This is a genomic window from Chryseobacterium sp. GW821-FHT04C04 (assembly GCF_059420365.1).
On sequence record NZ_JBWKTO010000003.1, the window covers coordinates 396,069 to 411,519 of the forward strand.

Below are 15,451 nucleotides of genomic sequence, written 5' to 3' on the forward strand. Positions count from 1 at the left end.
TCAATAGTATTTCAATGAACTTAATAAGATTTGCATTAAGAAAACCCATTACGATTTTAGTGATTGTTGCCGGACTGTTTTTCTTCGGATTACGGTCGGTAAGCTCTATTAAAGTCGACATTTTTCCAAAATTGGATTTACCTGTAATCTATGTTTCTCACCCTTTCAGCGGATATACACCGCAACAGATGGAAGCATTTTTTGCCAAACAATACATCAATATTTTTCTCTTTGTAAACGGGATTAAAAGTATTGAAACCAAAAATATTCAGGGATTGACTTTAATGAAAATTAACTTCTATCCCGGAACCGATATGGCACAGGCTGCAGCAGAGCTAAACTCGTTTTCCACCAGAATTCAGGCCGCCTTTCCGCCAGGCTCCAACCCTCCTTTTATCATACGTTTTGATGCTTCTACCCTTCCGGTGGGGCAGCTTGTTTTGAGTAGTGACAAAAGATCAAACAATGAATTGCTTGATCTCGCAAATGTATACGTCCGATCGACATTTACCTCCATTCCGGGGATTGTTTCATCCCCTCCTTTTGGGGGAAATATCCGTACAGTGGTCATCAATGCCAACCCGGATTTGCTCCGCCAGCATAATATGACCCCTGATCAGCTTGTGGAAGCTTTACGTCTGAACAACCAGACAGCACCTTCCGGAAACGTAAGAATAGGAGATAAATATTATATTACTCCGACTAATACGATGATTAAAAATGTAAAGGATTTTGAAAATATCCCTTTGTATAAAGGCAGTGTCCAGAATCTTTACTTAAGAGATGTTGCCACAGTTACCGATGGAGCAGATATGACTTCCGGGTATGCTTTAGTCAATGGCCGGCGTTCCGTTTATCTGAGTATTGCTAAAAGTGCCGATGCTTCTACCTGGGATGTAGTTCAGAATTTGAAAAAACAATTGCCACAGATTCAATCCAATCTTCCGGATGATGTGAAAGTCAGTTTTGAATTTGACCAGTCTACGTATGTTATCAATTCTGTTAAAAGTTTATTGAGTGAAGGAACCATTGGCGCCATACTCACCGGATTGATGGTCATTCTATTCCTCGGGGACATCAGGGGTGCATTGATTGTGATACTCACCATTCCGACCTCCATTATATCGGCAGTTTTATTTTTAAATCTTTTCGGTCAGACGATTAATATCATGACCTTAAGCGGACTTGCCCTGGCCATCGGAATTCTCGTCGACGAAAGTACCGTTACCATAGAAAATATTCACCAGCATCTGGATATGGGTAAACCGAAATCTCTCGCGGTCTGGGATGCCTGTAAGGAAATTGCCTTCCCGAAATTGCTGATCTTATTCTGTATTTTGGCAGTTTTTGCACCTGCATTTACGATGGGAGGAATTCCAGGATCATTATTCTTACCTCTTGCCTTGGCGATAGGTTTCAGCATGATTGTTTCTTATTTTCTTGCACAGACCTTCGTTCCCATCATGGCCAACTGGATCATGAAGGTGAAGCATCACAAAGCAAAAGATGGACATATTCTGACGGATTCCGAGGAATTACAGGCAGCTGGATTAAGTGACGAAAGTGATACATGGAGCCAGAAAGAAATTCTGCTTCAAAATGAAGACAGCAACCGTGATGGAAAAGTAAGCTTGTTTGAAAAAATCCGATTCCGTTACCTGAAGTTTTTAGACCGGATCATGCCGTACAGAAAAATATTGGTTTCAGCTTATATTATATTGATGATGGCAATGGTTGCCTTATTCCTGAACAGTATTGGACGAGATGTTTTACCGCAGGTAAATGGAAATCAATTTCAGGTAAGAACGCGTATCCCTGACGGAACAAGGATTGAAAAAAACGAACTTCAAACTTTAAAACTATTGGATGGAATTAAAGAAATTGTAGGAAAAGACAATGTTTCGATCACCTCTGCGTATGTAGGAACACACCCTACTCTTTTCTCGGTAAGCCCGATTTACCTTTGGATGGCCGGTTCCCATGAAACGGTATTACAGGTGGGCTTACATGAAGATTATCACACCAACATGGATGATTTGAAAGACAAAATCAGAGAGAAAGCCAAAGGCATTAATCCTGATATGAAATTATCTTTCGAACCGATAGAATTAACCGAAAAAATCCTTAGCCAAGGTTCTCCAACGCCAATTGAAGTACGATTATCGGGAAGAGATAAAAGCATGAACGAGGCGTATGCTAAAAAAATAGAAACAGAGCTTAAAAAGATTCCGTATTTAAGGGATGTTCAGATAGGGCAATCTATAAAATATCCTGCGCTTGACATCAATGTTGATCGTGTTCGTGCAGCTCAACTGGGTATTGACATGTCTGATATTTCACGTTCGCTGGTGGCTTCTACATCATCTTCAAGGTTTACGGAGAAAAATATCTGGACGGATGAAAAAGCAGGCTATAGCTACAATGTACAGGTTCAGATTCCTGAAAATAAAATGAACAGCAAAGAAGAAATTGCAGGAATTCCGTTACAGAAAAATGCCAACAGACCGAATTTGGGAGATGTAGCAACCATTAAAAACAGCTTTACTTACGGCGAAACCGACAATCTGGGAGCAATGCCTACATTAACGGTTACCGCGAACCTTAATCATACCGATTTGGGAACTGCTTCAAAAGATGTACAGAAAGTTATTGATAATATCGGAGAGCTTCCGAGAGGACTTAATATCCAAATGATTGGTTTGAGCCAGACTTTACATGAAACTTTAAGCAGTTTACAAAGCAGCCTGATCATTGCCATTGTCGTGATTTTCTTAATGCTGGCTGCCAATTTCCAGTCTTTCAAAGTTTCAGCGGTTGTATTGACAACAGCTCCGGCGGTTTTAGTAGGATCTTTGGCTTTATTAATTATCAGTGGATCAACGCTTAATCTTCAATCCTACATGGGAATTATCATGTCAGTCGGGGTTTCAATCTCCAATGCGGTCTTATTAATTACCAATGCAGAGCAATTAAGAAAACATAATGGCAATGCCTTACTTTCTGCCAGAGAAGCCGCAGCGTTGAGATTAAGACCTATCGTAATGACCGCTTTAGCGATGGTGGTGGGAATGATTCCTATGGCTTTAGGATTGGGAGAAGCCGGAGATCAGGTTTCACCACTTGGAAGAGCCGTGATCGGAGGTTTGGTTGCTTCTACTTTTGCAGCCCTTTTCATTCTTCCGCTAGCCTTTGCATGGGGACAAGGAAAAGCAACCACTCAAAGTGTTTCTCTTGATCCTGAAGACGAAGAAAGCATTCACTTTATGCCCGAAATTGTAAAATAATAAGCTATTAAAAATAAAATATGAATCGATTATATAAATATCTCATCCCAACCATACTGGTTTTCAGCTTGCAGAGCTGTGGACATGAGGAAAAAAAGGAAATAAAAAAATCAGCAGAGCCTTCATCCCCTGAAATTGAAACGGTGAATCCCAAGCAGGAAGAGTTTTCTTCATCAACAGCTATTCCTGGGGAGCTGCAGCCTTATCAGAAAGTGGATGTCTATGCTAAAGTGAGCAGTTTTGTTAAAAAATTATACGTGGATGTTGGAAACGAAGTAAAAGCAGGACAATTGCTGGCCACTTTAGAGGCCCCGGAGATCAATTCTCAGCAAAGTGCTGCTTCATCAGCTTTGAAATCAAAGGAAGCGCTGTATATTGCCAGTAAGGCAAAGTATGACCGTTTAAAAGAAACCAGCAAAACTCCGGGAACAATTTCCGCCCTTGATCTGGAACAGGCTTTAGCGGCTCAAAAATCTGATATGGCTCAATTGGAAGCCGCAAAAGCATCATATCGTGAAGTGGCTGATGTTAAAAACTATTTGCAGATCAGAGCTCCATTTAGCGGAAACATTGCAACGAGAAATGTAAGTGCAGGAGCGTATGTAGGGCCATCAGGAAAAGGATCAGATCTTCCGATGTTCAGTCTTGTTCAGCAGGACAGATTGCGTTTGGTTGTAAATGTCCCCGAATCTTACACCGGACTGTTGAATAAAAACGGAGCTATAAAGTTTTCAATTCAATCTATTCCGGGTGAAACCTTCACAGCAAGTGTATCGAGATTTGCAGGAGCTTTAGACAACAAATTACGCTCTCAATGGGTGGAAATGGATGTTTATAATAAAGACAAAAGACTTTTACCGGGAATGGTTGCCAACGTAATCCTTCCTTTAAGCGAAAACAACAAGTCATTGTCTGTTCCCACTTCTGCTGTTCTCAACTCTACCTTGGGGGTATTCGTTATTAAAGTAGAAAAAAACATAGCCCGTTGGGTACCTGTCACTTCAGGAATTGCGAATGGCGAGATCACCACAATCATTGGGCAGGTATCCTCAAGCGACGTGATTGTTAAGAGTGCATCAGAAGAAATCCGTGATGGACAAAGTATTAGAATTAAACTCCCAAAATAGGCTCATAACTATCTGTTTATTAACAAAAATTACAATCTGTTTTTCTGATATAAAAAATTAAAAAACATACTAATGAAGGATAAACCGAAATAAGTTTGTTAAAGAATCTTAATAAAAAAAACCGCACACTTACCAAAAATAGGCTGTTGCGGTTTCTTTTTCTTTAACATATGTAAATAATATGTTAAAATGTGTTAAAGTAAGATCCTGATAATTATCATAACAGGGGTCTTTTATTTGGAATCTCTACTTTTGTATTGCTTTTGAAAATAAATTTTCCTTTTTAACACGGATAATCAAATATATATGAAGAAAAGAGTTTTGTTTTATTTAGTTGCTTTAGTTACTACAGTTTCAATGCAATCGTGTGCTACAAATTATGTGGTTTCAAAACCAGCAACTTACGCAAAAGAATACAAAACAGATGCCAAACTAGCTTCTATAGATAACAAAAAAATGGAGCAGGATAAGCAGAGACTTATTGACTCTTTCCTTGCTGAAAAGGCTGCATCTATAGCAAATGCTAAAAAAGCAATTAAGAATTCTGAGATTGCGAAAGTAATCAAACATAATAAAACCATTGATGGTATCCTTACAGAGGCTGAAACATACCTTGGAACTCCTTACAGATACGGAGGGACTACAAGAAACGGTATAGATTGTTCAGCTTTCGTTCTTTCTGTATTCGGAGCAGCAGCAGGTCTTAGCTTACCAAGAGTAGCAGCATCTCAAGCTCAGGAAGGGGAAAGAATAGAAAAAGGAGAACTACAGAAAGGAGACTTAATCTTCTTTTCTCATGGAAGAAGAATTTCTCACGTAGGTATTGTAGAAAGTGTTACTGAAGAAGGTGAGATCAAGTTTATCCACGCAGCAACATCAAAAGGAGTCATGATTTCTTCACTGAATGATTCTTATTGGGGACCTAAGTTCAGATTCGCGAAAAGAGTAATCAATGAAGAAGGAGAATCTTACAACAACTTAGCATCTGCAACTCCTGCTACACCCGCAAATTTTTAATTTTATAAATAATTGATTTAAATAATGAAGCCATCAGATTCCTGATGGTTTTTTTATGTGCTTTAGTTGGATAAAGCCAATGGAATAGATATCTAAAGAAAAACGGACTTTAGTCCACTCCTATTGAATCAATATTATATCTTTTATAACAGCCAGTACATGACTATGGAGATCAGCTGTTCTTATCAATTTCAATATCCAGCTTATATAACAGTCCATATATTTCGGAAAGGGAGAATTTGGTCTTTTTAAGCCTATTTAAAGCCGGATCTATTGAATAGTTGACCGAGGTTCTGAAATCTGCCTTTTCGAGATTTGTATTGTCAAAAACAGCGCCCGACAGGTCACAGTTACTGAAGGCTGCATTGGATAAATCACATTCAGCAAAGTCTACCTCAATTAATTTAGAGTTTTTGAAAATCGTTTTCTTAACGGATGTTTGATAGAAAACAGAATTATTCAAAGCACTTGCATCAAATCTAAAAGATAATCCGAATGGATTACAATCATTAAACTGAAGCCCAAACATTTTGCATTCTTTAAAGATCACATTGTGAAAAGCAGTCTTGATAAGCTTTGTCATGCTGAGGTTGCACTCGATAAATTCACAGTCTGTAAAGCTGCAGCCGGAAAGGTCTGCATATTCAAAATTACAGTTTCTGAATGTGCAGTTTTCGTACTCCCCTTTTTCTAACTGAGAAACATCTGTATTTTCAAAATCCTGATCCAGGATATAAGCTTCTTTCATATTTTTTATGATTTATAAAATGACAATACACTCCGTCATCCGACCGATTTTTAAACGACAGTAAAAACGTTCGTCCTTTTGCGATTTTATATTTTCTCTTCAAAGACAGTTATACCAGGCTGTTCTTATCCGAATAATTAAGCTTAAAGAAAATAAAGGTCATGATAGAAAAAGCCAGCAAAGAACTTCCTCCGTAACTGAAATACGGAAGAGGAATCCCAACCGTAGGGAAAAGCCCCATAACCATCCCCAAATTGATCGAAAAGTGCATCAGCAGAATGGATGCAAAGCAATATCCGAATACGCGGTTAAAAGTAGATTTTTGTTTCTCCGCGAGATAGTATATTCTTCCGATATAGACCATATAACACAGGATAAGGGTGGCACTTCCTAAAAAGCCCCATTCTTCTCCTACCGTACAAAAAATATAATCGGTTTCCTGCTCCGGAACGAATTTCCCCTGGGTAACAGATCCCTCACGGTATCCTTTGCCCCAGATCCCACCGGAACCAATAGCTGTTTTGGAATATAATAAGTTGTATCCCGAAGTATCTCTGAATGCTTTCTCACCTTTATAAAGAACCTCAATTCTTTCTCTCTGGTGCTTAGGAAGTTTTTCTAAAACATAAGGAGAACCGAAAGCCAGTCCGCATAATAAAATAATAGATCCGGCAATTCCTGAAATTGAAATGACATCCCATGACATTCTATGATAATTCATGGCAATAAGAACACCGGCAATCAGCAGAACAGCTGCTGCAACATAGATGGGAGGAATCGCTAATGATACCAGGAAAACTCCGGCAAAAACAAATCCTACACCGAATAAAAGACCACTAAGCCCTTCTCTATATAAAGCGATGAAAAATGCAATAAATACTAGCATGGAACCTACATCCGGAATAGCCAGAACAACTACTGCCGGAACACCAATAATCGCTAAAGTAGTCCATAGAGACTTCTTATTTTTAAGATTAAAATCCGGTCCGGAAACATAATTGGCCACCATAAGTGCTGTTCCGATTTTTGCGAACTCAACAGGCTGCATGGTAAAACTACCAAACTTATACCAGTTCTTTTGTCCTAAAATCTCCTTACCAAACGGAAAAAGCCCTACCAGTAGAAGAACACCACCAATATAAATAATCCCGGACATATTCTCGAAGAACTTACTTCTTCCAACGAATATAATAAGCCCCACAAATAAGGAGATACAAAAGAAGACCAATTGTTTCTCCCCCAGTTTCTGGTCAACACTGTAGATATTTGCAATCGCAAAAATACAAAGCAGGAAATACAGCCCAAGGCCCAGTTTATCTATTCCTTCTGTCCATTTCATTGCTTTACAGGTTTAGCGGATTTATTGTTTTTAGTTTCTTCGTCTATTCTTTTCTGCAGTTTGGCTTTTTGTTGTTTCACAAACTCCAGGCTATCCTTTATTCTTTTTTGTTTAATCGAATCAGGTTTAGGGTCAACATATAAACCTTTACGTTTAAGGTCAATCACCCATTGTCTCTTATATTCGGGCATGAAACTGGAAGTGATCATCTTTTTGTAAAGATTTTCACGTTTCAGATCTCCTGTGATATATTTTTCTGCAATTACTGTAGAAGCAGGACCTGCCCAGGTAGCTCCAAATCCGGCATGTTCCATTACTGCAACCACCACAATTTTGGGTTTATCAGCAGGAGCAATTAATACAAAAATTGAGTTATCTTTTCCTTGCGGAACCTGTGCTGTACCTGTTTTAGCCAGCTGGGTAAAGTCATTTGATTTTAATCCGCGCGCTGTACCTCTCAAAACTACCGCTTCCATTCCTTTTAAAACCGGTTCGAAATGCTTAGGATCAACAAGGGTCTTATGTTTTACTTTAAATCTCGGGTCAGGATTTGGTTTTCCATCAATACCTTTTACAATGTGAGGGGTATAATACCAGCCTTTATTTGCGATTGCAGCAACATAATTAGCCAGCTGAAGAGGCGTGATCATAATATCTCCCTGCCCCATTCCGTTGAAAACGGCTCCTGTTGCTAAAGGATCCCAGTTTTTATAATCTTTTGTTGAACCGCTTGCCTTAAGAATAGATTTCATTCTTCTTTCATAAAACTCACCGCTTGGAATTCTTCCTTTTGCACCTGAAGCCAGATCATTATTTAAAAATTCTCCGACTCCGAAACTGTTCATGATTTTTTTCCATTCATCAACCCCTTTGGAAGGATTGCCAGGATATTTATTGATAATTGCTAAATAAGCATAAGAGAAGAAACAGTTGCTGGAAATCTGAATGGATGGAATTAAGGGATCTGCTCCTCCGTGTCCTTTAATTCTTAATCCACGATAATTAAATCCACCGCCACAAGGGAAAACTGTATTTTCGGTCATTACTCCCATTTGCATCGCAGCAAGAGCAGTCAGCAGTTTGAATGTAGAACCTGGAGGATACGCTGCCTGAACAGACCTGTCAAACATGGGCTTATTTTCGTAAAGCGTATCTTTATTTAAAATGTTAATATTTTTGGATTTATAAGGTCCCGTAAATAAATTCGGATCCACATCAGGACCTGTTGCCAAAGTTAAAATATCACCGTTATTCGGGTCGATGGCAACAATGGCTCCATGCTTATTAACAAGCATTTCTTCTGCCGTCCTTTGAAGGTCGTAATCAATTGTTAAAGTAATATCTTTTCCGGTAATAACATCTTTATCTAAAGTCCCATTTTTGTAAGAACCAACGTTTCGGAGTCTGATATCCTTTTGGATATATTTTACTCCTTTTACTCCGCGAAGTTCTTTTTCATAGGATTTTTCAATCCCTTTCTTACCGATAAAATCACCCGGAAGATAATACACAGAATCTTTTTTAATTTCGGCTTCATTTACTTCGCTGGTATATCCCAAAAGATTTCCAGAAGTAGAAACTTCATATTGACGCTGAGGTCGCTGTACAATAGTAAAAGCGGGATATTTAAAAATAATTTCCTGAACTCTTGCAATATCTTCTCTGCTGAGATCTTTTAGAAAAGTCATCGGAGTCAGCTTTGAATAATATTTTTCTTTTTTAATAATATTGATTCTTTGGATAAAATCTGCTTTATTGATTTTCATCAGACTACAGAATCCCAGTGTATCAAAATCTGGCCTCATTAATCCCTGCGTAAAAGATATCTCATAAGCAGGCTGGTTTCCCACCATGATTTTACCGTTTCTGTCAAAAATAACTCCGCGCTGAGGGATAACATATTCAGTCTTAATGGAAGTATTGGCAGCATTCAGTGCGTAACGGTCTGTAAACAACTGCAAATACGCAAGCCTCGCCACAAAAATAAGGGCGATCGTAACAAGGATGGAAAAGATTTTAAAATAACGTGTGTTCAAACTTTTTGTTTGATTTTAAATATTAATGCGTAGATGACTATAAAGATAAACGAAATTACACTTGTCACCAAGACATTAAATAATATTTCAAAAAACCTGCTAAACTTAAAGAACTCGATATACTGTAATAAAAGCTGATGAAGGAAAATACTTGAAAATAAAAACAGCAAAAACTGCGCCCATTGAAGGGACTGAAAAGAGAAAAAGTCCGTAGACGTATCTGTGGAAGTCCTGAAGATCAACGTTCTGAAATAAGCAATCAACGTTGTCGCAAATGCATTGATCCCCCACGTATTAAGGAAACCGTCAATAGACAAGCCTATTAAAAAGCTCAATGCCAGGAACTGAAATTTATTTCTAAAAAAGGGATAGAACATGACAAAGACAGGATATAATACCGGAGTATATTTCCCGAAAAGCGTAATCCTGTTCAATACAAATATCTGTAATGCCACAAGAAAAATCATGATCAATATATCAGTAAATAAAGTCCTGCTAATCATTTTCTTTTTTTATTACAGCCTGCATAGTGTCCTGAATCTTCTGCACTTCTGCTTTCTTAAGATTCTTCACTACATACACTTTATTCAACGCTCCCATTTTTTCACTCAGCTCAACGGATATATCCCAGAAGCCGGTTTTATTGTCTACAGAATACCCTGCAATGGTTCCTATGGTAACACCTTTAGGGAAAATAGCCGATTTACCATCAGTAACAACGGTATCTCCTACTTTTAATGCAACATATTTCGGAATATCCGCCAGGTGCATGACCCTTGAATTATCTCCATTCCATGTTAAGGTACCAAAATATCCTGAGCTTTTAAGTGCTGCATTAATTCTGATTTTGTTTACACTTAAAACGGATTGAACTAATGCATAACTATCTGTAGAATTGATTACAATCCCCGCAATACCTTTTGGTGCCATTACCCCCATTTGAGGAAAAACTCCGTCTCTTCTCCCACGATTGATTGTAAAATAGTTATTTCTTCTGTTGATACTGTTGAAAACAATTTCTCCATCAACAAAAGTATAGATCTGCCCTCCACCAATGGTATCATGAACTCTTTTGAAAACAGGATTTTTCGTTCCGTCTTTTCCATAGAGTTCAGTCATAAGGGCTTTATTCTGAACGACAAGATCTTCGTTGATTTGTTTTAGCTTCAGATAAGAAACTCCTTCATCAATATATCCGGAAACCCATGAGTTGAACGCAGCTGTTTGACCCGCTACCCAAGATCTCTGCATTGCATTTCTGGAGAATATCAAAACCAAAGCAATAATTTGCAGGAATATAAAGAAGACGAAAAGAGTGTTCTTCGAAAATAATCTCAGCAAAAATCCCATTCAGATATAAAGTCGTAAAAAGTTAAAATTATTTAATTAAGAAATTGAACTTATCCATATTCTTAAGGGCAATACCTGTTCCGCGAACTACAGCTCTCAACGGATCTTCAGCAACAAATACAGGAAGACCTGTTTTTTTGTGAATTCTGTCCGCAAGACCTCTTAGTAACGCACCTCCTCCAGCAAGATAAATACCTGTTTTGTAAATATCAGCTGCCAGTTCCGGTGGGGTAAGAGAAAGTGTTTCCATTACTGCATCTTCGATTCTGATGATCGATTTGTCCAATGCACGGGCAATCTCTTTATATCCAACCATAATTTCTTTAGGTTTACCTGTAATAAGGTCTCTACCTTGTACCGGGATATCCTCGATGTCTACATCAAGATCTTCTACTGCAGAACCTACTTCAATTTTAATTCTTTCAGCAGTTCTTTCTCCGATATAAAGGTTATGGTGAGTTCTTAGATAATAAGCAATATCATTGGTAAATACGTCTCCTGCAATTTTTACAGATTTATCACATACGATACCTCCTAAAGCTACTACAGCGATTTCCGTAGTCCCTCCACCTATATCGATGATCATATTTCCTTCAGGCTTCTGTACGTCTATTCCTACCCCAATTGCGGCTGCCATTGGTTCGTAGATCAATCTTACTTCTTTTGCGTTTACTTTCTGAGCAGAATCTCTTACCGCTCTTTTTTCAACTTCAGTGATACCAGAAGGAATACAGATTACAATTCGTAATGCTGGCTGTATGAATCTACCTTTGATCCCAGGAATTTTTTTGATAAACTCCTTGATCATGTGTTCAGAAGCATGAAAATCTGCAATAACCCCATCCTTCAAAGGTCGGATTGTTTTGATGTCCTCATGAGTTTTACCTTGCATATGCTTAGCTTGTTCCCCTACAGCAATGGGTTTACCCGTAGAACGTTCAATTGCAACAATTGACGGTTGATCTATAACAATTTTATTATTATGGATGATAAGGGTATTAGCCGTTCCGAGGTCTATCGCAATTTCTTGCGTAAACATATCAAATAAACTCATATTTTTCTTCTGATTTTAAGTTTACAAAGATATAAATTTAAGACTACTAAAGAAATTTCCCACCAACTTAATTTGGTTAAAGTTTTATTAAAATTTACAATTCTTTATTAACTTTCAATTTAGATGTTTACAGACTTTGAGTTAAACTAAAATTAATGGGACGTTGAAAGGGCGGAAAAGCAAAATTGCAAATGAGAAAAACGGTAAAGAAAACAATATGCCCGAGAAAGTTAATACGCGAATTTGAAAATTGTTTTTGGGTATAGGACAGCAATTTCCGGCCAATGTAAGAAAAACCCTGATTAACTAATTCAAGATCAAATCTTTAAAGCGACATTAAAATAGTAATTCCTTTTTAAAACTTCACTAACAGTATTTAAAGAAAATCCGTTTTTTCACCTTTTTGCATTTTTACCCTTACTTTCTACCGTCACATCAACCTTCACTATTTTTTTTAGCTTCCTACAAAACCGTCTACTTCCTATAGTTTTTTACGATAATTATCATATACACTATCAGAGAATGATTAATTAAAAAAAGCGTAAATTTGCGACTGCTTATGTTACAGTATTCCAACATCCATCAAACGTCAAATTTTGCCGTGCTTTCTATAAGCTACGAGAAAGCCGACGTAGAAACGAGAGGAAAGTTTGCATTCTTTGATGAAAACATCAAAAACTTTGTTTCCAGGGTTCACCAGGAAGATTTAGGGGATGCATTTGTGGTTTCCACTTGTAACAGGACCGAAATTTATACCACTTCTCCCAATTACCTTTTAGTTGCTGAAGAGTACTGCAAAACCATTGGAGTACATCTTACTGATTTTCTTCAATTTGCCAATATCCTTACCAAGGAAGAAGCGCTGATTCATCTTTTCAGAGTAGCGGCAGGTCTTGAAAGCCAGATTATCGGAGATTTTGAAATTATCGGACAAATCAAAAAAGCATACAGCCGTTTCAAAAAAGAAAGGCAGAATTCTAACCCTTATCTGGAAAGAGCAATCAATGCAGCAATTCAGATTTCGAAAAGAATAAAAAACGAAACCGGTATTTCCAATGGAGCTGCTTCTGTTTCTTATGCTGCAGTTCATTATATTTTAAATAGCCAAAAGAGAATCGCCGAAAAGAACATCCTTCTTTTAGGAGTAGGAGAAATCGGACAAAATACGGTTGAAAATCTGGTAAAGCATGTTTACCAGCCCAAAATTAAAATCGCCAACAGAACTCAGGAGAAAGCTGAAAAAATTTCCCAGAAATATAATATTCCTCACGTTGATTATTCTGATTTTGACCAGGAATTAAAAAATACCGATATTCTTATTGTAGCAACAGGAGCCAAACATCCTATTGTGAACCAGTCTCACTTCCCCAATGGGAAAGAAACACTGATCATTGACCTTTCCATTCCTCACAATGTTGAAAAGAACGTTACCGAAAATGAGAATGTAACATTGATTGATGTAGATGAGCTTTCAAAACAGATCCAGGAAACCATTCAGCAACGAGAAAGAGAAATCCCGAAAGCGGAGAAAATTATCAAGGAACTGATGAAAGACTTCATTGAGTGGGAAAAAAAGAGAAAATTAGCACCAAATATTCATCATTTCAAAGCCGTTTTAAAGAACATGGAACGCAATGAAATGCATAATTTTTATAGAAAGAACAAATATATAAACATCACGGACATGGAACTTTCTGACAAAATGATCCAGAAAATCACCAACCGTTTTGCAAAATATATCATTGACAATCCTTTAAAAGCCGAAGAAATTAGTAAATTAATGCACGAAATATTAGTTGAACAACCAAACAACGAATTCAATGAAAAGCATTAGAATCGGAACGAGAAATTCCGCACTTGCACTTTGGCAGGCTAGAGAGGTTGCGAGGCACCTTCAGAACAACAATTATTTAACGGAAATTGTTCCTATCGTTTCTTCTGGCGATAAGAACCTTAATCAACCTTTATATTCTTTAGGAATTACAGGGGTTTTCACAAGAGACCTTGATATTGCCTTATTGAATGATGAAATTGATATTGCCGTTCATTCTTTAAAAGATGTTCCTACTCTATTGCCTCAGAATATCGAGATGATCGCCTATCTGGAAAGAGATTATCCCCAAGACATCCTGATCAGAAAAGAATCTGCCAGGAACAAGGAGTTCCATGAGCTCAAACTGGCAACCAGCAGTTTGAGAAGAAGAGCATTTTGGCTGAGAAATTATCCAAACACTGACTTCTCTGACATCCGTGGAAATATTCAGACACGACTTCAAAAATTGGAAGACGGGAATTTTGATGCAACCATTTTATCTTTGGCCGGCATCAAAAGAATGAAAATGGAAATCGATTATGAGATGCTTCCATTAATGATTCCTGCGCCTTCACAAGGAGTAATCTCTGTGGCTGGACACACGGACAAACCTGAGATCAACGAAATTGTACATCAGATCAATCATAAACAGACTCAGATCTGTGTAGAGATTGAAAGAAATTTCTTAAGTACTTTAGAAGGCGGATGTACTGCACCTATTGGAGCTTTTGCAGAAATTATCGGTGATCAGATCCGTTTCAAAGCAGCACTTTGCTCTTTAGATGGTAAAAATAGTATTGCCGTAGACGAAAACTTTGTTTATACTCCAACAGAAAATTTTGGAGAAAAGTATGCAAAAGTAGTTCTAGAAAATGGTGGAAAAGAATTAATGGCAGAAATCAAAAGCCAACTCTAGAAATCTCTATTATAGATTTTACATTCTTTATAACCGTATTTTTTCATCTTCTTAATTTTACCTACAGACATGAAAATCTTATTTACCAAAAATATAGACCAGACTATTATATCCAAAGAATTAGGAGAGGATAACACGGTTGACTGTATTGAGGTAATTAAGACCAAGCCTATTATGATCAGTCCTTTTGATCTGAAAAGCTATTCTCTGATTTTCACCAGTGTCAATGGAGTGATTTCGTTTTTTAAAAACAAGTTTAAGCCCAATGAAAATTTCACTGCAAAAAATTACAATAAGATCTATTGTGTGGGTGAAAAAACGAAAAGGGAATTGAGGAAACATGGGTTTGGAACATTTAAGGTTCTGAAAAATGCTGAAACTCTTTCGAAATTCATTATCGGAAAATGCCAGCACGAACAGTTTCTCCACTTCTGTGGGAATCTTGCCATTAATGTTCTGGACAAGGAGCTTCCTTTACAAAACATTAAATACAAAAAAGTTACGATTTATAACACCGAAGAAATCAATCCTTTAATAACTGAAAAATATCATGCTGCAGTATTTTTTAGTCCGAGCGGAGTTCGTAGTTTTGCAAGGCGAAATTCTCTGGAAGGGATGACGCTTTTTTCAATTGGTGAAACGACTTCTGGTGAGTTGAGAAATTACACACAGAAAGAAATTTTCACTTCTGAAGAAAATACACTGACTTCGATCTTTGAGCTGATAAGAAGAGAGATCAGGAATAAAATTTAGAATATCAGTTGCCG

12 protein-coding genes are annotated in these 15,451 nt (G+C 37.5%); 6 read left to right on the top strand and 6 right to left on the bottom strand.

What is annotated here, in order from left to right:
• The first annotated feature begins 14 nt into the window (after positions 1-14).
• From AC07UM_RS11650 to AC07UM_RS11660, 3 genes are all read left to right on the top strand, one after another.
• Positions 15-3,284 carry an efflux RND transporter permease subunit gene (locus tag AC07UM_RS11650; RefSeq protein ID WP_494683346.1) on the top strand — a complete coding sequence of 1,090 codons (3,270 nt, stop codon included), beginning with the start codon at positions 15-17 and terminating at the stop codon, positions 3,282-3,284.
• A gap of 20 nt (positions 3,285-3,304) precedes the next feature.
• The gene (locus tag AC07UM_RS11655) at positions 3,305-4,411 is read left to right on the top strand and encodes an efflux RND transporter periplasmic adaptor subunit (RefSeq protein WP_494683345.1); all 1,107 of its coding nucleotides are present in this window, start codon (positions 3,305-3,307) and stop codon (positions 4,409-4,411) included.
• A 306-nt stretch (positions 4,412-4,717) separates the two neighbouring features.
• Positions 4,718-5,428, top strand: coding sequence for a C40 family peptidase (locus AC07UM_RS11660; protein ID WP_494683344.1), 711 nt, complete (start codon positions 4,718-4,720; stop codon positions 5,426-5,428).
• A 172-nt stretch (positions 5,429-5,600) separates the two neighbouring features.
• Here AC07UM_RS11660 and AC07UM_RS11665 read toward each other — a convergent pair whose 3' ends face one another.
• The 6 genes from AC07UM_RS11665 to AC07UM_RS11690 form a co-directional block, all read right to left on the bottom strand.
• Entirely contained in the window at positions 5,601-6,176 is a 576-nt protein-coding gene (locus AC07UM_RS11665) for a pentapeptide repeat-containing protein (protein WP_494683343.1), read from the bottom strand.
• A 109-nt stretch (positions 6,177-6,285) separates the two neighbouring features.
• Positions 6,286-7,515, bottom strand: coding sequence for a rod shape-determining protein RodA (rodA, locus tag AC07UM_RS11670; RefSeq protein WP_494683342.1), 1,230 nt, complete (start codon positions 7,513-7,515; stop codon positions 6,286-6,288).
• Complete coding sequence (locus tag AC07UM_RS11675) at positions 7,512-9,551, bottom strand: peptidoglycan D,D-transpeptidase FtsI family protein (RefSeq protein WP_494683341.1); 2,040 nt, start codon at positions 9,549-9,551, stop codon at positions 7,512-7,514. The genes rodA and AC07UM_RS11675 overlap by 4 nt, the downstream gene beginning before the upstream one ends.
• Positions 9,548-10,054 (bottom strand): rod shape-determining protein MreD, encoded by a 507-nt coding sequence (locus AC07UM_RS11680; RefSeq protein ID WP_105683113.1) that lies wholly within the window; start codon positions 10,052-10,054, stop codon positions 9,548-9,550. The genes AC07UM_RS11675 and AC07UM_RS11680 overlap by 4 nt, the downstream gene beginning before the upstream one ends.
• Positions 10,047-10,901, bottom strand: a complete 855-nt coding sequence (gene mreC / locus AC07UM_RS11685; protein WP_494683340.1) for a rod shape-determining protein MreC — start codon at positions 10,899-10,901, stop codon at positions 10,047-10,049. Before mreC ends, AC07UM_RS11680 begins: the two co-directional genes overlap by 8 nt.
• Positions 10,902-10,929: 28 nt before the next feature.
• On the bottom strand, positions 10,930-11,955 hold the full coding sequence (locus AC07UM_RS11690) for a rod shape-determining protein (RefSeq protein WP_103231746.1): 1,026 nt from the start codon (positions 11,953-11,955) through the stop codon (positions 10,930-10,932).
• 559 nt (positions 11,956-12,514) lie between these two features.
• On the opposite strand from AC07UM_RS11690, the gene hemA reads away from it, so the two are divergent.
• From hemA to AC07UM_RS11705, 3 genes are all read left to right on the top strand, one after another.
• Positions 12,515-13,789 carry a glutamyl-tRNA reductase gene (hemA, locus tag AC07UM_RS11695; RefSeq protein ID WP_109737820.1) on the top strand — a complete coding sequence of 425 codons (1,275 nt, stop codon included), beginning with the start codon at positions 12,515-12,517 and terminating at the stop codon, positions 13,787-13,789.
• Positions 13,776-14,684: a hydroxymethylbilane synthase gene (gene hemC / locus AC07UM_RS11700; protein ID WP_494683339.1), complete on the top strand. Its 909-nt coding sequence runs from the start codon at positions 13,776-13,778 to the stop codon at positions 14,682-14,684. Before hemA ends, hemC begins: the two co-directional genes overlap by 14 nt.
• A 69-nt stretch (positions 14,685-14,753) precedes the next feature.
• Positions 14,754-15,437, top strand: a complete 684-nt coding sequence (locus tag AC07UM_RS11705; protein WP_494683338.1) for a uroporphyrinogen-III synthase — start codon at positions 14,754-14,756, stop codon at positions 15,435-15,437.
• The last annotated feature ends 14 nt before the right edge of the window (positions 15,438-15,451 follow it).